Annotated in this window: 19 protein-coding genes; 18 read left to right on the top strand and 1 reads right to left on the bottom strand. The window is 52.3% G+C overall.

Translation table 11 applies throughout. The annotated features are described in order from the left end of the window. Positions 1-119: 119 nt before the first annotated feature. From udk to asmA, 3 genes are all read left to right on the top strand, one after another. Entirely contained in the window at positions 120-761 is a 642-nt protein-coding gene (udk, locus tag OGV69_RS01780) for a uridine kinase (RefSeq protein ID WP_003036776.1), read from the top strand. Positions 762-852: 91 nt separating this feature from the next. Beyond that, positions 853-1,434, top strand: coding sequence for a dCTP deaminase (gene dcd, locus OGV69_RS01785; protein ID WP_003834269.1), 582 nt, complete (start codon positions 853-855; stop codon positions 1,432-1,434). A gap of 25 nt (positions 1,435-1,459) precedes the next feature. Continuing rightward, positions 1,460-3,313: an outer membrane assembly protein AsmA gene (gene asmA, locus OGV69_RS01790; RefSeq protein ID WP_069323486.1), complete on the top strand. Its 1,854-nt coding sequence runs from the start codon at positions 1,460-1,462 to the stop codon at positions 3,311-3,313. A gap of 44 nt (positions 3,314-3,357) precedes the next feature. Here the strand turns inward: asmA and OGV69_RS01795 are convergent, their stop codons facing one another. Continuing rightward, positions 3,358-4,941, bottom strand: coding sequence for a TerC family protein (locus OGV69_RS01795; RefSeq protein WP_286469026.1), 1,584 nt, complete (start codon positions 4,939-4,941; stop codon positions 3,358-3,360). A gap of 655 nt (positions 4,942-5,596) precedes the next feature. Between OGV69_RS01795 and OGV69_RS01800 the strand changes: the two genes are divergently transcribed. The 15 genes from OGV69_RS01800 to cpsG form a co-directional block, all read left to right on the top strand. Further along, entirely contained in the window at positions 5,597-6,736 is a 1,140-nt protein-coding gene (locus OGV69_RS01800) for a polysaccharide export protein (protein WP_038641800.1), read from the top strand. Between the two features lie 5 nt (positions 6,737-6,741). Then, positions 6,742-7,191, top strand: a complete 450-nt coding sequence (gene wzb / locus OGV69_RS01805; protein ID WP_038641798.1) for a low molecular weight protein-tyrosine-phosphatase Wzb — start codon at positions 6,742-6,744, stop codon at positions 7,189-7,191. After that, positions 7,188-9,350: a tyrosine-protein kinase Wzc gene (gene wzc / locus OGV69_RS01810; protein WP_069323488.1), complete on the top strand. Its 2,163-nt coding sequence runs from the start codon at positions 7,188-7,190 to the stop codon at positions 9,348-9,350. Before wzb ends, wzc begins: the two co-directional genes overlap by 4 nt. Before the next feature lie 77 nt (positions 9,351-9,427). Beyond that, entirely contained in the window at positions 9,428-10,270 is an 843-nt protein-coding gene (gene wcaA, locus OGV69_RS01815) for a colanic acid biosynthesis glycosyltransferase WcaA (RefSeq protein ID WP_069323489.1), read from the top strand. Between the two features lie 2 nt (positions 10,271-10,272). Beyond that, a complete protein-coding gene (gene wcaB / locus OGV69_RS01820) occupies positions 10,273-10,761 on the top strand; it encodes a colanic acid biosynthesis acetyltransferase WcaB (RefSeq protein WP_038641791.1) in 489 nt (162 codons plus the stop codon). After that, positions 10,758-11,975 carry a colanic acid biosynthesis glycosyltransferase WcaC gene (wcaC, locus tag OGV69_RS01825; protein WP_069323490.1) on the top strand — a complete coding sequence of 406 codons (1,218 nt, stop codon included), beginning with the start codon at positions 10,758-10,760 and terminating at the stop codon, positions 11,973-11,975. The genes wcaB and wcaC overlap by 4 nt, the downstream gene beginning before the upstream one ends. Next, a complete protein-coding gene (gene wcaD / locus OGV69_RS01830; RefSeq protein WP_069323491.1) occupies positions 11,950-13,167 on the top strand; it encodes a colanic acid polymerase WcaD in 1,218 nt (405 codons plus the stop codon). The genes wcaC and wcaD overlap by 26 nt, the downstream gene beginning before the upstream one ends. A gap of 5 nt (positions 13,168-13,172) precedes the next feature. Then, the gene (gene wcaE, locus OGV69_RS01835; RefSeq protein ID WP_069323492.1) at positions 13,173-13,919 is read left to right on the top strand and encodes a colanic acid biosynthesis glycosyltransferase WcaE; all 747 of its coding nucleotides are present in this window, start codon (positions 13,173-13,175) and stop codon (positions 13,917-13,919) included. Positions 13,920-13,928: 9 nt separating this feature from the next. Further along, a complete protein-coding gene (gene wcaF / locus OGV69_RS01840; protein ID WP_069323493.1) occupies positions 13,929-14,483 on the top strand; it encodes a colanic acid biosynthesis acetyltransferase WcaF in 555 nt (184 codons plus the stop codon). Positions 14,484-14,507: 24 nt separating this feature from the next. Beyond that, on the top strand, positions 14,508-15,629 hold the full coding sequence (gene gmd / locus OGV69_RS01845; protein ID WP_038641779.1) for a GDP-mannose 4,6-dehydratase: 1,122 nt from the start codon (positions 14,508-14,510) through the stop codon (positions 15,627-15,629). 2 nt (positions 15,630-15,631) lie between these two features. After that, complete coding sequence (fcl, locus tag OGV69_RS01850) at positions 15,632-16,597, top strand: GDP-L-fucose synthase (RefSeq protein ID WP_069323494.1); 966 nt, start codon at positions 15,632-15,634, stop codon at positions 16,595-16,597. 2 nt (positions 16,598-16,599) lie between these two features. Then, positions 16,600-17,079, top strand: a complete 480-nt coding sequence (locus OGV69_RS01855) for a GDP-mannose mannosyl hydrolase (RefSeq protein ID WP_069323495.1) — start codon at positions 16,600-16,602, stop codon at positions 17,077-17,079. Further along, positions 17,076-18,302, top strand: coding sequence for a colanic acid biosynthesis fucosyltransferase WcaI (wcaI, locus tag OGV69_RS01860; protein ID WP_069323496.1), 1,227 nt, complete (start codon positions 17,076-17,078; stop codon positions 18,300-18,302). The genes OGV69_RS01855 and wcaI overlap by 4 nt, the downstream gene beginning before the upstream one ends. Beyond that, entirely contained in the window at positions 18,302-19,738 is a 1,437-nt protein-coding gene (gene cpsB / locus OGV69_RS01865) for a mannose-1-phosphate guanyltransferase (protein WP_038641772.1), read from the top strand. The genes wcaI and cpsB overlap by 1 nt, the downstream gene beginning before the upstream one ends. Positions 19,739-19,868: 130 nt before the next feature. Continuing rightward, a partial coding sequence (gene cpsG / locus OGV69_RS01870; protein WP_286469028.1) for a colanic acid biosynthesis phosphomannomutase CpsG occupies positions 19,869-21,160 on the top strand: 1,292 nt, incomplete at its 3' end.

The following is a 21,160-nucleotide window of genomic DNA, read 5'->3' on the forward strand; positions in this document are numbered from 1 at the left end:
AAGGAAAGCATTGGCGCAGGCTGGACTGGCATCGCGCCGCTGAAATCCCTATAATTGCCGCGTTTGGCGTTTCGACGCCGCCCTTCCTTAACATCCAGGTTAATCAGGTCGCTAAATTTATGACTGATCAGTCCCATCAGTGCGTCATTATCGGCATCGCCGGCGCATCGGCTTCCGGCAAGAGTCTTATTGCCAGCACGCTTTACCGCGAATTACGTGAACAAGTCGGTGACGAACATATTGGCGTTATTCCCGAAGACAGCTATTACAAAGATCAAAGCCATCTGTCGATGGAAGAACGTGTAAAAACCAACTACGACCATCCGAACGCGATGGATCACAGCCTGCTGTTTCAACATCTGCAGACGCTTAAACGCGGAAGTGCCATTGAACTACCCGTTTACAGTTATGTTGAGCATACACGCACGCAAGACACTATTCATATCGAACCCAAGAAAGTGATCATCCTGGAAGGCATTCTGCTGCTGACAGACGCGCGTTTGCGTGACGAGATGAACTTCTCTATTTTTGTTGATACGCCGCTGGATATATGCCTGATGCGCCGTATTAAACGGGACGTGAACGAGCGTGGCCGTTCCATGGATTCGGTGATGGCGCAATACCAAAAAACCGTACGTCCAATGTTCCTGCAATTTATTGAGCCTTCAAAACAATACGCCGACATCATCGTGCCGCGCGGGGGTAAAAACCGCATCGCCATCGATATTCTGAAGGCTAAAATCAGTCAGTTCTTTGAATAAGTTCAGCGAATTGTGTACCGTTCAGTGATAACCTGGCTCACCCTTAACGCGCCTGGCATTAAGGGGTTGAAGCACGAAAGGAGAAAGTGCCATGCGTTTATGTGACCGAGATATTGAAGCCTGGTTGGATGAAGGTCGCCTGTCGATCACTCCACGCCCTCCTGTCGAGCGAATCAATGGCGCCACGGTAGATGTGCGTCTTGGTAACAAATTCCGTACGTTCCGCGGTCATACGGCGGCGTATATCGATTTGAGTGGACCGAAAGATGAAGTCAGCGCTGCGCTGGATCGCGTGATGAGCGATGAAATCGTCCTTAAGGACGGCGAGGCATTTTTCCTGCATCCGGGGGAGCTTGCGCTGGCGGTGACGTTCGAATCCGTGACGTTGCCTTCCGATCTCGTCGGTTGGTTAGATGGACGTTCTTCATTAGCGCGTCTGGGACTGATGGTACACGTTACCGCACACCGTATCGATCCGGGCTGGTCAGGGTGCATCGTACTGGAATTTTACAACTCCGGAAAATTACCGCTGGCCCTGCGCCCTGGCATGCCAATTGGCGCGTTGAGTTTCGAACCGCTTTCCGGTCCGGCTGCGCGACCTTACAATCGTCGTCAGGATGCAAAGTATCGCGATCAGCAGGGCGCCGTTGCCAGCCGGATCGATAAAGACTGAATGTTTTCAGTCCATTGGGGATAGCATGAGACGATTTCTGACAACGCTGATGATCCTTCTGGTCGTGCTGGTGGCCGGTTTTTCTGCGTTAGTACTGTTGGTGAATCCGAATGATTTCCGCGCGTATATGGTCAAGCAGGTTGCTGTGCGTAGCGGATATCAGCTGCAGTTGGATGGTCCTCTGCGTTGGCACGTATGGCCTCAGTTGAGCATCCTCTCGGGGCGCATGGCGTTGACGGCTGAAGGTGCCAGCGAACCCCTGATTCGTGCCGACAATATGCGCCTCGACGTCGCGTTGTGGCCGTTGTTGAGTCATCAGCTCAGTGTGAAGCAGGTGATGCTCAAGGGGGCTGTGATTCAACTGACCCCGCAAACTGAGGCGGTGCGTGGACAAGATGCGCCCGTTGCCCCCAAAGACAATACGTTGCCCGATCTGGCGGAAGACAAAGGATGGTCGTTTGATATCGCCCGTCTGCGCGTCGCCGACAGCGTTCTGGTATTCCAGCATGAAGACGACGAGCAGGTAACGGTTCGCGATATTCGTCTGGAGATGGAACAGGATAGCCAGCACCGCGGTACGTTTGATTTCTCCGGGCGTGTGAACCGCGATCAGCGTGACCTTGCGCTATCGTTTAACGGCACCGTCGATGCCTCCGACTACCCGCATAATTTGTCCGCTAATATTGAGCAGTTAAGCTGGCAGCTACAGGGGGCCGATCTTCCGTCGCAGGGAATTAAAGGTGAGGGACAGCTTCAGGCGCAGTGGCTGGAAGAGAAAAAACAGCTCGCGTTTAACCAGATTCATTTAACCGCTAACGACAGCTCTCTCGCCGGGCAAGCCCAGGTGTCGCTGTTAGATAAACCAGAATGGCTCGTCGACCTGAAATTTGGTCAGCTCAATCTGGACAATCTGATTGTGCAACGCGATGCCGTGGCGGCGACAAACGGTGAGGTTCAGCAAGGGCAGAGTCAGTCGACGCTGGCGCGCCCCGTCATTGCTTCGCAGGTTGATGCCGTCTCTTACCAGGGACTCAAGGGATTTTCGGCAGACATCACGTTACAGGCTGACAAAGTATTGTGGCGTAAAATGGCGTTTGAGAATGTCTCGGCAAAAATAAATAACCAGTTCGGCTTAATGAATATCGCACAGCTGGAAGGCAAAAGTAACGGTGGACGTGTTTCGCTTCCCGGTACGTTGGACGCCAGAAAAGATGCGCCGCGCGCAGTCTTTCATCCGCGGCTGGAAGGCGTAGAAATAGGCGCTATCCTCAAAGCCTTCAATTACCCCATCGCGCTGACCGGCAAGCTGTCACTGGCGGGAGATTTTTCCGGCTCGGATATTGACGCCCAGGCGTTTCGCCATAGTTGGCAAGGCCAGGCTCATGTCGAAATGAGCGATACGCGAATGGAAGGGATGAACTTCCAGCAGATGATACAACAAGCCGTAGAACGCAGCGGCGGTGATGTGAAATCACAGCAAAATCTGGATAACGTCACCCGTCTGGATCGCTTTGTCACCGATATGACGCTGGATAACGGCGAGGTTACGCTGGATAACATGGCCGGTGAGTCGGCGATGCTTGCGCTGACTGGCAAGGGGACGTTAGACCTGGTGAAGCAGAATTGCGACACGCTGTTTAACATTCGCGTGCTGGGCGGTTGGGATGGCGAAAGCAAGCTGATTAAGTTCCTGAAAGCCACGCCGGTTCCTCTCAGGGTTTATGGCCAGTGGCAGGCGCTGAACTATAACTTGCAGGTCGATCAGTTGCTGCGTAAGCATCTGCAGGATGAAGCGAAACGTCGTCTGAACGATTGGGCCGATCGCAATAAAGACTCCCGCAACGGTAAAGATGTTAAAAAGTTGCTGGATAAACTCTGATTCACATTGCCGGATGGCAGCTAATGCGCCATCCGGCGGGTGATTTACACCTCGTAATCCATCTCTTCTTCACCGTGTAGCGGTATCAACTGGACTTTTTGCACGCGATGGTTTTCCACCTGCAGAGTTTTTAGTCGGTAGTCGCCAACCTGAACTTCCTCTCCGGTTTTTGGAATACGCTGTAAATATTCCATCAAAAGCCCGGCAATGGTGTGATATTCACGTTTTTCATCTAACGGAATAGGGACGTACTGCACCAGATCTTCCAGCGGCATGTGACCGTTAGCTGTCCACGAACCATCGGCATTTTTCTGGATATCATGGCGGGCATCAATCTCCTCTACCTCATTTGGCAGATTACCGGCGATGGTTTCCATTACGTCACTGAGCGTTACGATCCCTTCGACAGAACCAAATTCATCTGCAATAAAAGCGAAGTGCGTGCGGGCATTACGGAACTGCTCCAGCGCCGGAAGCAGCGGCAGGGTTTCCGGGAACACCAGCGGCTGACGAATCAGGACGCGTAAGTCGAGCGCCTCGCCGCGCAGGGACTGCTGCAGCAGATCGATGACATGTACTACGCCCAGCAGCTCTTCCTCCTCGTCTTCCCCGGTAACAACCAGGCGCGTATGCTGATTTTTTTCCAGTAAAGCGCGAATTTCTGCTTCGGGTGCGTTGAGATCGACGTGTTCAATGTCGTGGCGTGAGGTCATGATGCTGCTGACGGTACGCTGATTAAGATTCAGTACGCGCTCAATCATCCGCCGTTCCTGAGGCGCAAAAATCTGACCCTCCTGGTGATCCGCCAGCATAGCAGCGGTTTCGGCATCCAGTTCGGCATCTTCTTTTTGACCGCTCAGCAGCCTCATAACCGCCTCGGCAGTGCGCTGGCGCAAGGTATGGTTGGCTGACAGGAAGCGACGACGGTTAAAGATTGCCAGCTGGTTCAAGGCTTCGATCATAACCGAGAAGCCGATAGCGGCGTACAGGTAACCTTTCGGGATATGGAAACCGAACCCTTCGGCGACCAGGCTGAAACCAATCATCAGCAGGAAGCTCAGGCACAGAATAACGATGGTTGGGTGGCTGTTGACAAAGCGCGTCAACGACTTACTGGCGAGCATCATCAGGCTGATGGCGATAATCACCGCCGCCATCATCACCGCCAGGTGATCGACCATCCCGACGGCGGTAATGACGGAATCCAGAGAGAAGATGGCGTCAAGCACCACAATTTGCGCGACCACTCCCCAGAACTTAGCGCCTTTACGCTGGGTGGGATTGTCGCTGTCTTTGCCTTCCAGCCGTTCGTTTAGCTCCATTGTGGCTTTAAACAACAGGAAGAAACCGCCAAACAGCATAATCAGATCGCGTGCACTGAAACTGAGGCCACGAATGCTGAACAGTGGCGTAGTCAGCGTCACCAGCCAGGATATTGATGCCAGTAGCAGCAGTCGCATGACCATCGCCAGCAGGAGCCCGGTAATACGCGCCTTATCCCGCTGGGCAGGAGGGAGTTTCTCCGCGAGGATGGCAATAAAAACAAGATTATCAATGCCAAGAACAAGTTCGATCACGATTAGCGTGACGAGTCCGGCCCAGATTGACGGATCGGCCATCCATTCCATAGTAAATGCTATACCCATAGTTGTATGACAATTGTCACAATTCGATCATGGGTAAAACTGGCGGAAAATGCAATGCCGGAAAGGGATTTCTCTGGCGGTTATATCAGGATGCCAGCGGGATAATAGCCGTAATGTAACTACAGGAAATAAACTTCTTTAGCCAATTATATTTAGGAAATATCGCAGGTGGCGTATTTATTTAGTCATGCTGTCAATATCGATAAAATCCTAAAAACATATAAATTCCACGCTTAATATTAATCTTAAAAGCAAGTGAACGGAGGCTTGTTATCTTGCCTGCTATTCACTTAGCTGCAACAATTCTTGCGGTAATAATCAAAAGATAATATTTCCTCATTAACCGGTGGCGTTATTCCCGATGCGTTGCTGTTCTGAATATGATGAAAATAAAGGAGAAGATAAAAATTTAAATTAATCAGTGCATTGGTAGCTAATGAAGCCAGGGGCGGTAGCGTGTCTGGTCACCTGAAAACAAGCCTAAATTATTCTGTCAAGAGACCGCAGATGAATCCATTATTTTTAGGACTGATGCCAGTTAAATTCCTTTTCAATTAACGGCAAGGTAAATGTGTACAGGCGAAGCCGCTATTTAGAACGCACGTGATAATTACTCTGCCAAAGTGATAAATAATCAATGATGAACTCCAAACTTAAATTGATACCAGTCCTGGTATCGGTAATCTTGATAAACGGTTGTACCGTGCTTCCGGGCAGCAATATGTCTACGATGGGCAAAGATGTGATTAAACAGCAGGACGCTGATTTTGATATCAATCGGATGGTGAATGTTTATCCACTGACCCCGCGACTGGTCGAGCAATTACGTCCTCGTCCGAATGTTGCGCAGCCTAACATGTCGCTGGAGCAGGAGATTGCAGGATATCAGTATCGGGTCGGTCCAGGCGATGTCCTGAATGTGACCGTCTGGGATCATCCTGAACTCACGACCCCGGCCGGGCAGTATCGTAGCTCAAGCGATACCGGCAACTGGGTGCAACCTGATGGCACCATGTTTTACCCCTACATTGGCAAAGTCAGCGTGGTGGGAAAAACGTTGGCAGAAATTCGTAGTGATATTACCGGGCGCTTAGCGAAATACATTGCTGACCCGCAGGTGGACGTTAATATCGCCGCTTTCCGCTCGCAGAAGGCTTATGTCTCCGGGCAGGTGAATAAATCTGGCCAGCAGGCCATCACCAACGTACCGCTTACCATTCTTGATGCCATTAACGCCGCAGGCGGTCTTACCGAGGCGGCTGACTGGCGCAATGTTGTACTGACTCACAAAGGTCAGGAGCAACGAATTTCACTGCAAGCGCTGATGCAAAATGGCGACCTGAGCCAGAACCGTCTGCTCTATCCTGGCGACATTCTGTTTGTTCCGCGTAATGACGATCTGAAAGTCTTCGTGATGGGGGAAGTGAAGAAGCAGAGCACCCTCAAAATGGACTTCAGCGGTATGACGCTCACTGAAGCGCTTGGCAATGCGGAAGGTATCGATCTGACCACCTCCAACGCCAGCGGCATTTTCGTTATTCGTCCGTTGAAAGGCGAAAGCGGGCACAACGGCAAGATCGCCAATATCTATCAGCTTGATATGTCCGATGCGACTTCGCTGGTGATGGCGACGTCATTCCGACTCCAGCCTTACGATGTGGTGTATGTCACGACCGCGCCTGTTGCCCGCTGGAACCGTTTGATCAATCAGTTGCTGCCGACCATTAGCGGTGTTCGCTATATGACGGACACGGCCAGCGACCTTCACAACTGGTAATCGTCATGTTTAACAAAATATTGGTTGTCTGTGTGGGGAACATTTGCCGTTCCCCGACGGCAGAACGCTTGTTAAGGAAGTTTCATCCGGCGTTGACGGTCTCTTCTGCAGGTCTCGGGGCGCTGGTGGGTAAAGGTGCGGATCCCTGTGCTATTAGCGTCGCGCAGGCGCACAACCTGTCACTGGAAAATCATTGTGCCCGCCAGATCTCAGGACGCATGTGCCGGGAGTATGACCTGATCCTGACCATGGAAAAACGCCATATTTCAGCCCTGTGCGAAATGGTGCCGGAGATGCGCGGCAAAGTGATGCTTTTTGGTCACTGGGACAGCGAACGTGAAATTCCCGACCCATACCGTAAAAGTCGGGATGCGTTTGACGCGGTGTACGCATTACTTGAACGGTCTGCCCGCCAGTGGGCTCAGGCATTGAACGCGGAGCAGGGAAAACAATGACAGAAAAAGTAAAACAGTCTGCCGCGCCGGTTACGGGCAATGATGAAATCGATATTGGCCGTCTGGTAGGAACGGTGGTGGAAGCTCGCTGGTGGGTGCTTGGTATTACGGCGACGTTTGCGTTATGTGCGGCGGTCTACACGCTGTTTGCCACGCCGATCTACAGTGCGGATGCGCTGGTGCAAATTGAGCAAAATACCGGGAATTCCCTGGTGCAGGATATTGGCTCGGCGTTGTCGAATAAACCGCCGGCTTCGGAAGCGGAAATTCAGCTCATTCAGTCACGGCTGGTACTGGGAAAAACGGTAGACGATCTCAATCTGGATATCGCGGTGACGAAAGATACATTTCCGATTTTTGGCGCAGGCTGGGATCGGTTGATGGGGCGCCAGAATGAAACCGTTAATGTCACCACCTTTACGCTGCCAAAGGCGATGAAGGAACAGACTTTTACGCTAAGCGTGTTGAACGATAAAAGTTATCAATTAGTCAGTGATGGGGGATTTAGCGCCCGCGGTCAGGTTGGGCAATTGTTGAATCACGATGGCGTGACGATGCTGGTTGAGGCGATTCATGCCAGCCCTGAGAGCCAATTTACCGTCAACAAATTTTCCACATTGGGCATGATTAACACCCTGCAAAATAACCTGATGGTGACAGAAACCGGCAAAGATACTGGCGTATTGAGCCTGACTTTTACCGGCGAAGACCGCGAACAAATCCGCCAGATCCTCGACAGTATTACCCGCAACTATCTGCAACAAAACGTAGAACGTAAGTCAGAAGAGGCCGCTAAAAGTCTGGCGTTTCTGGCAAAACAGTTACCTGAGGTGCGTAACCGGCTGGACGTTGCCGAAAACAAGCTGAATGCCTTCCGTCAGGATAAAGACTCCGTGGATTTGCCGCTGGAAGCTAAAGCGGTGCTCGATTCCATGGTAAATATCGATGCGCAGCTCAACGAACTGACCTTTAAAGAAGCGGAAATCTCAAAGTTATTCACCAAAGCGCACCCGGCGTATCGCACATTGCTGGAAAAACGCCAGGCGCTGGAAGATGAGAAAAGCAAGCTGAACGGGCGTGTTACGGCAATGCCGAAAACGCAGCAGGAAATTGTCCGGCTGACCCGCGATGTGGAGTCCGGTCAGCAGGTCTATATGCAGCTGTTAAATAAGCAACAGGAACTGAAGATCACCGAGGCGAGTACGGTCGGAGATGTGCGCATCGTCGATCCCGCGATTGCCCAGCCAGGCGTGCTGAAGCCGAAAAAGGCGTTGATTATTCTCGGTAGCATTATTCTTGGTTTGATGCTTTCGGTGGTGGGCGTATTGCTGCGTTCCCTGTTTAACCGCGGCATCGAAAGCCCGCAGGTGCTGGAAGAGCATGGCATCAGCGTTTATGCCAGCATCCCGCTTTCAGAATGGCAAAAAGCGCGCGATAACGTTCAGACCATTAAAGGTGTGAAGCGTTACAAACAAACCCAGTTACTGGCGGTGGGGAATCCAACGGATCTCGCCATAGAAGCGGTCCGTAGCCTGCGTACCAGTCTGCACTTCGCCATGATGCAGGCGCGCAACAACGTGTTGATGCTGACCGGCGTTAGCCCGTCGATAGGTAAAACATTTGTCTGCGCTAACCTGGCGGCGGTCATTAGCCAGACCCACAAGCGCGTGCTGTTGATCGACTGTGACATGCGCAAAGGCTATACCCACGAACTGCTGGGGACCAGTAACGTCAACGGTCTGTCCGAGATCCTCGTCGGTAAGGGGGATATCTCCTCCAGCGCGAAACCGACCTCCATTGCGAATTTTGATCTGATCCCTCGCGGACAAATCCCCCCTAATCCATCTGAGCTTCTGATGAGTGAACGCTTTGGCGAACTGATTACGTGGGCCAGCGAGCACTATGACCTGGTCCTGATAGATACCCCGCCAATACTGGCGGTGACCGATGCGGCAATTGTTGGCCGCCATGTCGGCACCACGCTGATGGTGGCGCGTTATGCGGTCAATACGCTGAAAGAGGTGGAAACCAGCCTGAGTCGGTTTGAGCAAAACGGCATTCAGGTTAAAGGGGTGATCCTCAACTCGATCTTCCGCCGTGCCAGTGGCTATCAGGATTACGGTTACTACGAATACGAATACACGTCGGATTCGAAATAGATAACGAACAGCAACGCATATCGAATGTAGGCCTGATAAGCGTAGCGCCATCAGGCAACTTTATTTGGGAAACGAAAATGACGACAGAAAACCCACTCATTTCAATTTATATGCCAACCTGGAATCGCCAACAGCTGGCCATTCGGGCGATTAAATCGGTGTTGCGCCAGGACTATCCTCACTGGGAGATGATCATCGTGGATGACTGTTCTTCCTCGTATGAGCAACTACAGCAGTTCGTTGAGGAACTGAACGACCCACGCGTGTGCTATACGCATAACGCGACGAACTCCGGGGCCTGCGCGGTGCGCAATCAGGCCATCATGCAGGCTAATGGGCAATATATTACGGGTATTGATGATGATGATGAATGGACGCCGAATCGCCTGAGCGTGTTTCTGCAGCATCGTCATCAACTGGTTACGCACGCGTTTCTGTATGCCAATGATTATGTTTGTGAAGGCGAAGTGTATTCGCAACCGGCCAGTCTGCCGCTCTATCCGAAGTCAGTTTACTCCCGACGCAAGTTTTACAAGCGCAATATTATTGGTAATCAGGTCTTTACGTGGGCATGGCGTTTTAAAGCATGCCTGTTCGATACCACACTGAAAGCCGCGCAGGATTACGACATTTTTCTCAGGATGGTGGTGGCGTACGGCAAACCGTGGAAGGTCAAAGAGGCGACGCAGATCCTGCATGTGAACCACGGTGAGATGCGCATTACCTCGTCACCGCATAAATTCTCCGGCTACTTTCAGTTCTATCGTAAGCACAAAGGTAAATTTGACCGGGCGAGTAAGAAATATCAGCTGTTTACGCTCTATCAGATCCGCAATAAACGAATGAACTGGCGCACGCTGCTGACGTTGCTTTCCATTCGCAACAGTAAGCGTCTGGCCGACGGACTGCGAGGACGCTAAGTATGCTGGAAGATTTACGTGCGAACGGCTGGAGTCTGCGCCCCTGCTGCATGGTAGTGGCCTATCGGATTGCCCATTTTTGCTCCGTCTGGCGTAAAAAAAATATCTTGAACAACCTGTGGGCTGCGCCGGTGCTGGTGTTGTATCGCCTGATTACTGAATGCCTGTTTGGTTATGAAATTCAGGCCGCTGCATCTATCGGTCGTCGTTTCACTATCCATCATGGTTATGGCGTAGTGATCAATAAACACGTGGTGGCAGGGGACGATTTAACTCTGCGCCACGGTGTCACCATTGGTAATCCTGGCGGCAAAGATTTGTCCTGTCCGGTCATCGGTAACGGTGTCGAACTGGGGGCCAACGTCACTGTGCTCGGCGATGTCGCTATTGGCGATAACGTGACCATTGGCGCCGGGAGCGTGGTAGTGGATAGCATCCCTGACAACACGCTGGTGGTGGGCGAGAAAGCACGAGTGAAGGTAACAAAATGAATATCTTACAATTTAATGTGCGACTCGCAGAAGGTGGAGCGGCAGGTGTGGCGTTAGATCTGCATCTGCGCGCGCTGGCGAAAGGGTTGACGTCACGCTTTGTGTACGGCTATGGCAAAGGCGGCAAGAAAAGCGCCAGCCACGGTAATTATCCGCATGTTATCAAACATACGCCGCGCCTGACGTCGGCGGCGAATATTGCGCTATTTCGTTTCGCTAACCGCGACCTGTTTGGCAATCTTAACAGTTTATATCGTACGGTGACCCGCACATCCGGCCCGCTGGTACTGCATTTTCATGTGCTGCACAGTTACTGGTTGAACCTGGAAGAGGTCGTGACCTTTTGCGAAAAGGTGAAGGCGCATAAACCGGACATCACCTTTGTCTGGACGCTGCACGATCACTGGAGCGTGACCGGGCGTTGCGCTTTCACAGACGGGTGTGAAAGCTGGAAAACAGGCTGCCAGAAATGCCCGATGTTAAGCAACTATCCGCCGGTAAAAATCGACAAAGCCCATCAGCAGGTGCCCGCTAAGCGGCAGAGGTTTCGCGACATGTTAGCGCTTGGCTGCCAGTTTATCTCTCCCAGCCAGCATGTGGCCGACGCGTTCAACAGTCTGTATGGCATGGGGCGCTGCCGCATTATTAACAACGGTATTGATGTGGCAACCGAAGCCATTCTTGCCGAACTGCCCGCCAGACATGAACCACACGGCAGACCGAAAATCGCGGTGGTGGCTCATGACCTGCGCTATGACGGTAAAACCAATCAGCGCCTGGTGCAGGAGATGATGGCGCTCGGGGAAAAAATTGAGCTGCATACCTTCGGCAAATTTTCTCCCTTTGCTGGCGATAACGTCATCAATCATGGCTTCGAAAGCGATAAGCGAGCGTTGATGAGCGCGCTTAACGAGATGGATGGACTGGTGTTCAGCTCCCGCGTTGATAATTACCCGCTGATTCTGTGCGAAGCGCTTTCCATCGGGGTACCGGTGATTGCTACGCACAGCGAGGCGGCACAAGAGGTACTGGCGAAAGCGGGCGGTAAAACGTTCAGTGAAGCGGATGTATTGCGGCTGGTACAACTGAAAAAATCAGACATTGCGCAGGCGGTATTCGACACATCGCTTGCCGCGTTCAGCCAGCGCAGCCGGGTGGCATACAGTGGACAACAGATGCTGGAGGAATATGTCTCGTTCTATCAGAATCTGTAGCTATCTGCTGCTACCGCTGCTTTATCTGCTGGTTAACGTCAAACTTGCCCAGCTTGGCGAGAGCTTCCCGATAACGATTGTCACATTCTTGCCCGTTCTGCTGTTGCTGTTTGTCGAGCGCATCAATATTAAAAAATTAATGATTGCGCTGGGCGTGGGGGGAGGGCTTACGGCGTTTAACTACCTGTTCGGTCAATCGCTGAATGCCAGTAAGTACGTCACGTCCGCGATGCTGTTTGTCTATACCGTGGTGATTATTGGCATGGTGTGGAGTATTCGCTTCAAAACCATTTCGCCGCATAACTATATTAAGATCCTGCGCTTTTTCTGGCTGGTTGTCGGGCTGGTGGTAGGGTTAGCGGCAGTTGAAATGGCGCAGATCATTCTCAGCGGCGGCAGCAGTTTAATGGAAGTTATTTCGAAATATCTTATTTACAGTAACAGCTATGTTCTGAACTTTATTAAGTTTGGCGGAAAACGCACCACTGCGCTTTATTTCGAACCGGCATTCTTCGCTCTGGCGTTAATCTCAATTTGGCTCAGTATCAAACAGTTTGGTATCAAAACGCCTAAGTCCGATGCTATGATTCTGGCAGGGATAATATTATCAGGGTCGTTTTCCGGGGTGATGACGTTTATTTTGTTTTATCTCCTGGAGTGGGCGTTCCAGTACCTGAATAAGGATGCGATTAAAAAGAAGTTGCCGCTGGCGATAATCTCATTAAGCGTGTTTTTAGTCGGTGTGATATTTGCGTTTCCATACATCGCAACGCGCCTTGGGGATTTAGGCACCGAGGGGTCGTCATCGTATTATCGAATCGTGGGACCGCTAGTGATGGTCGGTTATTCGTTAATGCATGTTGATGGCGTCGTAAGATTCGGTTCGCTTTATGAATATGTCGCGTCATTCGGAATTTTTAACGGTGCGGATGTGGGTAAAACGATAGACAATGGTTTGTATCTGCTGATTATTAATTTTTCGTGGTTCGCCGTGATATTAACCCTGTGGTATATGGGGAAAGTCATGAAGATGATGATTACTGCTTTTGGCGATAATCAGAATTATCGGGTGCAGCTATATCTTTTTACGCCGCTGTCGATGTTTTTTACAGGGTCAGTATTTAGTCCGGAATACGCTTTCTTAATTGTGTGTCCGTTTATTTTGCGCAAGGCGCTGAATATCGCGAGGTAAATCACATGCTGCTTAGTATTATTACCGTCGCCTTTCGCAACCTGGAAGGGATCGTCAAAACTCACGCCTCGCTGGCACACCTGGCGCAGGCAGGCGATATCAGTTTTGAGTGGATTGTTGTTGATGGCGGCTCCTCTGACGGTACGTCGGTGTTTCTTGAAGGTCTCGGTGATGAACATCGGTTGCGGTTTGTCAGCGAGCCGGATAACGGCATTTATGATGCGATGAACAAAGGCATTGCGATGGCGTGCGGGCGCTTTGCGCTGTTCCTCAATTCCGGGGATATTCTGCATGCCGATGCGGCTCAGTTCATCCGCCAGTTAAAAACGCAGAGTGATAAAGCCATGGTTATCGGCGACGCGTTGCTGGATTTTGGCAATGGCAACAAAATTAAGCGCCGGGCAAAGCCGGGTTGGTATATTTATCACAGCCTGCCTGCCAGCCATCAGGCCATCTTTTTTCCGCTCTCAGGACTGAATGTCTGGCGCTATGATTTGCAATATAAAATATCGTCCGATTACGCGCTGGCTGCCAGACTATATAAATCTGGTTACGCTTTCAAAAAACTGGACGGGCTGGTGTCGGAGTTTTCGATGGGCGGAGTGTCAACGACGAATAATCTGGAATTATGCCGCGATGCAAAAAAAGTTCAGCGGCAGATATTACATATGCCAGGTTTTTTGACTGGGGTTTCTGAATATTTACGGCTGCGTACAACCGGTAAAACAAAAACTTTATATGGCAAAACGTAAGGGCGCATTATGCAGGATTTAAGCGGCTTCAGCGTGCCGAAAGGTTTTCGCGGTAGCGGTGTCATTAAAGTGCAATTATGGTGGGCGGTACAGGCAACACTGTTTCGCTGGTCACCCCAGGTAATGTATCGCTGGCGTGCGTTTTTATTACGCATGTTCGGTGCAAAAATAGGAAAAAACGTAGTTATTCGACCTTCAGTAAAAATTACTTATCCGTGGAAATTAACCCTGGGAGATTATGCCTGGGTGGGTGATGACGCGGTTTTATATACGTTGGGTAATATTACGATTGGCGCACACGCGGTTATTTCGCAAAAAAGTTATTTATGTACCGGAAGTCATGATTACGCCAGCCAATATTTTGATATTAACGCCACACCGATTGTGGTTGGCGATAAATGCTGGCTGGCGACAGATGTCTTTGTCGCGCCAGGCGTGACGATTGGCGATGGCACCGTCGTTGGAGCACGCAGCAGCGTATTTAAATCGCTGCCAGCAAATGTCGTTTGTCGGGGAAACCCCGCAGTAGTCACACGCGAACGCGTCGAGAAAGTTACTCCCTGAGGGGATCATTTAAGAGGTAATAACATGTCAAAAGTCGCTCTCATCACTGGCGTAACCGGGCAGGATGGTTCTTACCTGGCAGAATTCCTGCTGGAAAAAGGGTATGAAGTGCACGGCATTAAGCGTCGCGCTTCATCATTCAACACCGAACGTGTGGACCATATCTACCAGGATCCACATTCAAGCAACCCCAAATTCCATCTGCACTATGGCGATTTAACGGATTCATCCAACCTGACCCGTATTTTAAAAGAGGTCCAACCGGATGAGGTCTATAACCTGGGCGCCATGAGTCATGTCGCGGTGTCGTTTGACTCACCGGAATACACCGCGGACGTCGATGCAATAGGTACGTTGCGTTTGCTGGAGGCTATCCGCTTCCTTGGTCTGGAAAAGAAGACCCGTTTCTATCAGGCCTCCACCTCAGAACTCTACGGCCTGGTACAGGAAATTCCGCAGAAAGAGACCACGCCGTTTTACCCGCGTTCGCCCTATGCGGTGGCTAAGCTCTACGCCTACTGGATTACCGTTAACTACCGCGAATCCTACGGTATGTATGCCTGTAACGGCATCCTGTTTAACCACGAATCTCCACGCCGTGGTGAAACTTTCGTCACCCGTAAAATCACCCGCGCCATTGCCAACATCGCTCAGGGCCTGGAGTCGTGCCTGTACCTGGGCAACATGGATTCGCTGCGTGACTGGGGGCATGCCAAAGATTACGTCAGGATGCAGTGGATGATGCTGCAGCAGGATCAGCCGGAAGATTTCGTCATTGCCACCGGCGTGCAATATTCTGTGCGTCAGTTTGTAGAAATGGCGGCGGCGCAACTGGGTATCAAACTGCGTTTTGAAGGTGAAGGCGTGAATGAAAAAGGCATTGTGGTTTCCGTGACCGGACACGATGCGCCAGGCGTGAAACCTGGGGACGTGATAATCGCCGTCGATCCGCGCTATTTCCGTCCGGCAGAAGTAGAAACGCTATTGGGCGACCCGGCCAGAGCACATGAAAAACTTGGCTGGAAACCGGAAATTACGCTGCGCCAGATGATCTCTGAAATGGTCGCTAACGACCTTGAAGCAGCGAAGAAACATTCCCTGCTGAAGTCGCACGGTTACGAGGTTGCCATCGCGCTGGAGTACTGAGGATGAAGAAACAACGTATTTTTGTGGCGGGCCATCGCGGGATGGTGGGGGCCGCCATCGTAAGACAGCTGGCCCAACGAGATAATGTCGAACTGGTGCTGCGTACCCGAGATGAGCTTAACCTGCTGGATGGAGACGCGGTGCGTCACTTCTTCGCCGCTGAACGTATTGACCAGGTGTACCTGGCGGCGGCAAAAGTGGGTGGGATCGTGGCCAATAACACGTATCCCGCTGATTTTATTTACGAAAATATGATGATTGAGAGCAACATTATTCATGCGGCGCATCTGCATAACGTGAATAAACTGCTGTTTCTCGGATCATCCTGTATTTATCCCAAACATGCTAGTCAGCCAATAGCCGAAAGCGAACTCTTGCAGGGGCAACTGGAGCCGACCAACGAGCCGTATGCGATTGCCAAAATAGCTGGCATCAAGCTGTGTGAATCGTATAACCGTCAGTATGGCTGTGATTATCGCTCGGTGATGCCGACGAATTTGTACGGGCCGCATGACAACTTTCATCCAAGCAATTCGCATGTGATCCCGGCGCTGCTGCGCCGCTTTCACGAAGCCTGCGAGCAAAATGCGCCGGATGTGGTGGTGTGGGGAAGCGGCACGCCGATGCGCGAGTTTCTGCATGTGGATGATATGGCGGCGGCCAGCATCCACGTAATGGAGCTGGCTCATGAAGTCTGGCAGGAATATACCCAGCCGATGCTGTCGCATATCAATGTGGGTACCGGCGTGGACTGCACCATCCGTGAACTGGCCCAGACCATCGCCAAGGTAGTGGGTTACAAGGGGCGCGTGGTGTTTGACGCCAGCAAACCTGACGGGACGCCGCGCAAATTACTCGACGTTACGCGTTTGCATCAGTTGGGCTGGTATCACGAGATATCACTTGAGGCAGGGCTTGCCAGCACCTGGCAGTGGTTCCTTGAAAACCAGCAGCGTTATCGGGGGTAAGCATGTTTTTACGTCATGAGGATTTTGCCACCGTCGTACGTTCAACCCCGCTGATTTCTATCGACTTGATCGTGGAAAACGCCGAGGGAGAGTTTCTGCTCGGTAAGCGTCTCAATCGTCCGGCGCAGGGCTACTGGTTCGTTCCCGGCGGTCGTGTGCAAAAAGATGAATCGCTACATGCGGCTTTTGAACGGCTGACTGAAGCTGAGTTGGGGTTGCGTCTACCGCTGTCCGCCGCTGAGTTTTATGGTGTCTGGCAGCACTTCTATGACGACAACTTTTCCGGGGATGATTTCTCAACGCATTACATCGTGCTGGGATTTCGTCTGCGCGTATCAGAAAACGACCTGCAACTGCCTGATGCACAACATGATGCCTACCGCTGGCTGGCGGCGACAGATATTCAGGCCAGTGACAGCGTACACGCCAACAGCCGGGCTTACTTCTGCCAGGCAAGTCAGAGCGGAGTACCTGGGCTATGAGGATCCTGGTGTATGGCATTAACTACTCGCCGGAGCTGACCGGTATCGGCAAGTACACCGGTGAAATGGTGGAGTGGATGGCGCAACAAGGTCATGACGTGCGGGTGATCACCGCACCACCTTATTATCCGCAATGGAAAGTTAATGGTCGCTATTCATCCTGGCGCTATCGTCGCGAGGAGGGGGATGCCACCGTCTGGCGTTGTCCGCTGTATGTGCCTGAGCAACCCTCAACGCTCAAGCGTCTGCTGCATTTGGGCAGTTTCGCCCTGAGCAGTTTCTTCCCGCTGCTGGCGCAACGTCGCTGGAAGCCGGATCGCATCATCGGCGTGGTGCCGACGCTGTTTTGTACGCCGGGGATGCGCTTGCTGGCAAAACTCAGCGGCGCGCGCACGCTGCTGCACATTCAGGATTATGAAGTCGATGCCATGTTGGGACTTGGCATGGCAGGCAAAGGTAAGCGCGGTATGGTGGCGAAATTGGCCAGCGTGTTTGAACGCAGTGGTTTGCACAACGTGGACAATATTTCGACGATTTCCCGTTCCATGATGCGCAAAGCCATGGAAAAAGGCGTTGCGCCACGCAAGGTTATTTTCTTTCCGAACTGGTCGGAAGTGGCGCGCTTTCGTGACGTGACCGACGCCGATGCTTTGGCGTTGCGCCAGAAACTGGGATTGCCCGCGGATCAAAAAATCATTCTCTACTCGGGCAATATCGGTGAAAAGCAGGGGCTTGAGTGCGTCATCGACGCGGCGGCCCAATTGAGTGAGCAACCCTGGCTGTTTGCGATCGTCGGGCAGGGCGGGGGCAAAGCGCGACTGGAGACTATGGTCAGCGAACGCGACCTGCGCAACGTAATGTTCTTTCCGCTGCAACCTTATGCAGCGCTGCCTGCGCTGCTCAAGCTCGCGGACTGTCATCTGGTCGTACAAAAGCGTGGCGCGGCGGATGCAGTACTGCCGTCCAAACTGACTAATATCCTCGCCGTTGGCGGTAACGCGGTGATTACCGCTGAGCCTGAGACCGAATTGGGTCAGTTGTGTGACGCTTATCCTGGCATCGCGGTGTGTGTCGAGCCGGAATCAGTCAATGCGCTGGTTGGCGGGATTCAACAGGCGCTAACCATGCCAAAAGTTAACACGGTGGCACGTGAGTATGCCGAACGCTCGTTGGATAAAGAAAACGTGCTGAATCAATTTATTGCTGATATTCGGGGTACATGATGAGTCAAAACAAACTCTTTCCGGTAGTCATGGCCGGTGGCTCGGGTAGCCGTTTATGGCCACTGTCCCGCGTACTGTATCCAAAGCAGTTCCTGTGTCTGAAAGGCGATCTCACCATGTTGCAGACGACGATTTGCCGTCTGAACGGTGTGGAGTGCGAAAGCCCGGTTGTTATCTGTAATGAACAACACCGTTTTATCGTTGCGGAACAGTTACGGCAACTGCACAAACTGACCGAGAACATTATTCTCGAACCAGCCGGACGCAACACTGCGCCAGCCATAGCGCTGGCTGCGCTGGCGGCAAAACGTCAGTGTCCGGGTGACGATCCGCTGCTACTGGTGCTGGCGGCCGATCACATGATTGCCGACGAAGAGGCATTTCGCGAAGCGGTTCGCAATGCAATGCCGTATGCCAGTGCGGGTAAGCTGGTGACGTTTGGTATCGTCCCGGACCAACCGGAGACTGGCTACGGCTATATCCGTCGAGGCGAGGTTTCACCGTCGAATACTGACGCGGTGGCTTTTGAGGTCGCGCAGTTTGTTGAAAAACCTAATCTGGAAACCGCACAGGCGTATGTGGCAAGCGGCGACTACTACTGGAACAGCGGGATGTTCCTGTTCCGGGCAGGCCGTTACCTGGAAGAATTGAAAAAGTATCGTCCCGATATTCTTGAGGCCTGCGAAAACGCCATGAGCACCGTCGACCCCGATCTCGATTTTATTCGCGTTGATGAACAGGCGTTTCTCGCCTGCCCGGAAGAGTCTGTGGACTATGCGGTAATGGAACGTACGGCCGATGCGGTGGTGATGCCTATGAATGCAGGCTGGAGCGATGTCGGCTCCTGGTCATCATTGTGGGAAATCAGCGCCCATACTGCTGAAGGTAATGTGCATCACGGCGATGTCATTAGCCACAAAACGGAAAACAGCTACGTCTATGCCGAATCCGGGTTGGTAACAACCGTCGGGGTGAAAGATCTGGTGGTGGTGCAGACCAAAGACGCGGTACTGATTGCCGATCGCAACGCGGTACAGGATGTCAAAAAAGTGGTGGAGAAAATTAAAGCTGACGGGCGCCATGAGCACCACATTCACCGCGAAGTTTATCGTCCGTGGGGCAAATATGACTCCATTGATGCCGGAGACCGTTACCAGGTCAAGCGAATTACCGTCAAGCCTGGCGAGGGATTGTCCGTGCAGATGCATCATCATCGGGCTGAGCACTGGGTTGTGGTTGCAGGTACCGCGAAAGTGACAATTAATGATGATATCAAACTGCTCGCTGAAAACGAGTCTGTCTATATTCCGCTGGGAGCGACCCACTGTCTGGAAAACCCCGGAAAAATCCCGCTCGATCTGATTGAAGTACGCTCCGGATCTTACCTCGATGAGGATGATGTGGTGCGGTTTGCGGACAGATACGGGCGCGCCTGATGCCGGATGCGCTTATCCGGCCTGCAACAGCGTAGGCTCGGTAAGGGAAGCGCACCGGGCAATGCATTAACACTTATTAAAAAGGCTCACTAAGAGTCAGGGCCTCCTGTTGCCTGAAAAAGGGTAAATCATGACAAAACTGACCTGTTTTAAAGCGTATGACATCCGCGGCCGACTGGGCGAAGAGTTAAATGAAGAGATTGCGTGGCGTATTGGCCGCGCTTACGGCGAGTTTTTGCAGCCTAAAACCATCGTCCTCGGCGGCGATGTCCGCCTGACCAGCGAGGCGCTAAAGCTGGCGCTGGCGAAAGGCCTGCAGGATGCAGGGGTGGATGTGCTGGATATTGGCATGTCGGGCACCGAAGAGATTTATTTCGCCACTTTCCATCTTGGCGTTGATGGCGGCATTGAAGTGACCGCCAGCCATAATCCGCTGGATTACAACGGCATGAAGCTGGTGCGGGAAGGGGCACGGCCCATCAGCGGTGATACCGGTCTGCGCGACGTGCAGCGTCTGGCGGAAGCGAATGACTTCCCGGCGGTTGATGAGAGCAAACGTGGCCGCTACCAGCGGATCAATCCTCGCGATGCCTACATCGACCACCTGCTGGGTTACATCAATCCCGGCAACCTGAAACCGATGAAGCTGGTGCTCAATGCCGGTAACGGCGCGGCAGGCCCGGTGGTGGATGCCATTGAAGCCCGTTTTAAGGCGCTGGGCGTGCCGGTCGAGTTCATCAAAATTCACAACACGCCGGATGGCAATTTCCCCAACGGTATTCCCAATCCTCTGCTGCCGGAGTGCCGGGCAGACACGCGTAACGCGGTGATTGCACACGGTGCGGATATGGGGATTGCCTTTGACGGGGATTTTGACCGCTGCTTCCTGTTTGATGAAAAAGGCCAGTTTATAGAAGGGTACTACATTGTCGGTCTGCTGGCGGAAGCGTTTCTGGAGAAGAATCCGGGGGCGAAAATTATCCACGACCCGCGCCTGTCCTGGAACACCGTGGATGTGGTGACGGCGGCAGGCGGTAAACCGGTGATGTCAAAAACCGGACACGCGTTTATCAAAGAGCGGATGCGCCATGAAGATGCCATTTACGGCGGCGAGATGAGCGCGCATCACTATTTCCGCGACTTTGCGTACTGCGACAGTGGGATGATCCCGTGGCTGCTGGTGGCGGAGCTGCTGTGTCTGAAAGGACAGTCGCTGGGCGAACTGGTCCGTGACCGGATGGCGGCATACCCGGCGAGTGGCGAAATAAACAGCACGCTGGCGGATCCGACGGCAGCGATAGCGCGGGTGGAGCAGCACTTTTCCCGGGAAGCGCTGACGGTGGACAGAACGGATGGCATCAGCATGTCGTTTGTCGACTGGCGCTTCAATTTACGCTCTTCCAATACCGAACCGGTGGTGCG

Source organism: Citrobacter sp. Cc139 (genome assembly GCF_030334645.1).
Lineage (GTDB): Bacteria > Pseudomonadota > Gammaproteobacteria > Enterobacterales > Enterobacteriaceae > Citrobacter > Citrobacter werkmanii.

Excerpts from the sequence above, each read along its gene's own strand:
- udk (WP_003036776.1), top strand. The coding sequence starts at position 120 with ATGACTGATCAGTCCCATCAGTGCGTCATTATCGGCATCGCCGGCGCA.
- dcd (WP_003834269.1), top strand. The coding sequence starts at position 853 with ATGCGTTTATGTGACCGAGATATTGAAGCCTGGTTGGATGAAGGTCGC.
- asmA (WP_069323486.1), top strand. The coding sequence starts at position 1,460 with ATGAGACGATTTCTGACAACGCTGATGATCCTTCTGGTCGTGCTGGTG.
- OGV69_RS01795 (WP_286469026.1), bottom strand. The coding sequence starts at position 4,941 with ATGGAATGGATGGCCGATCCGTCAATCTGGGCCGGACTCGTCACGCTA.
- OGV69_RS01800 (WP_038641800.1), top strand. The coding sequence starts at position 5,597 with ATGATGAACTCCAAACTTAAATTGATACCAGTCCTGGTATCGGTAATC.
- wzb (WP_038641798.1), top strand. The coding sequence starts at position 6,742 with ATGTTTAACAAAATATTGGTTGTCTGTGTGGGGAACATTTGCCGTTCC.
- wzc (WP_069323488.1), top strand. The coding sequence starts at position 7,188 with ATGACAGAAAAAGTAAAACAGTCTGCCGCGCCGGTTACGGGCAATGAT.
- wcaA (WP_069323489.1), top strand. The coding sequence starts at position 9,428 with ATGACGACAGAAAACCCACTCATTTCAATTTATATGCCAACCTGGAAT.
- wcaB (WP_038641791.1), top strand. The coding sequence starts at position 10,273 with ATGCTGGAAGATTTACGTGCGAACGGCTGGAGTCTGCGCCCCTGCTGC.
- wcaC (WP_069323490.1), top strand. The coding sequence starts at position 10,758 with ATGAATATCTTACAATTTAATGTGCGACTCGCAGAAGGTGGAGCGGCA.
- wcaD (WP_069323491.1), top strand. The coding sequence starts at position 11,950 with ATGTCTCGTTCTATCAGAATCTGTAGCTATCTGCTGCTACCGCTGCTT.
- wcaE (WP_069323492.1), top strand. The coding sequence starts at position 13,173 with ATGCTGCTTAGTATTATTACCGTCGCCTTTCGCAACCTGGAAGGGATC.
- wcaF (WP_069323493.1), top strand. The coding sequence starts at position 13,929 with ATGCAGGATTTAAGCGGCTTCAGCGTGCCGAAAGGTTTTCGCGGTAGC.
- gmd (WP_038641779.1), top strand. The coding sequence starts at position 14,508 with ATGTCAAAAGTCGCTCTCATCACTGGCGTAACCGGGCAGGATGGTTCT.
- fcl (WP_069323494.1), top strand. The coding sequence starts at position 15,632 with ATGAAGAAACAACGTATTTTTGTGGCGGGCCATCGCGGGATGGTGGGG.
- OGV69_RS01855 (WP_069323495.1), top strand. The coding sequence starts at position 16,600 with ATGTTTTTACGTCATGAGGATTTTGCCACCGTCGTACGTTCAACCCCG.
- wcaI (WP_069323496.1), top strand. The coding sequence starts at position 17,076 with ATGAGGATCCTGGTGTATGGCATTAACTACTCGCCGGAGCTGACCGGT.
- cpsB (WP_038641772.1), top strand. The coding sequence starts at position 18,302 with ATGAGTCAAAACAAACTCTTTCCGGTAGTCATGGCCGGTGGCTCGGGT.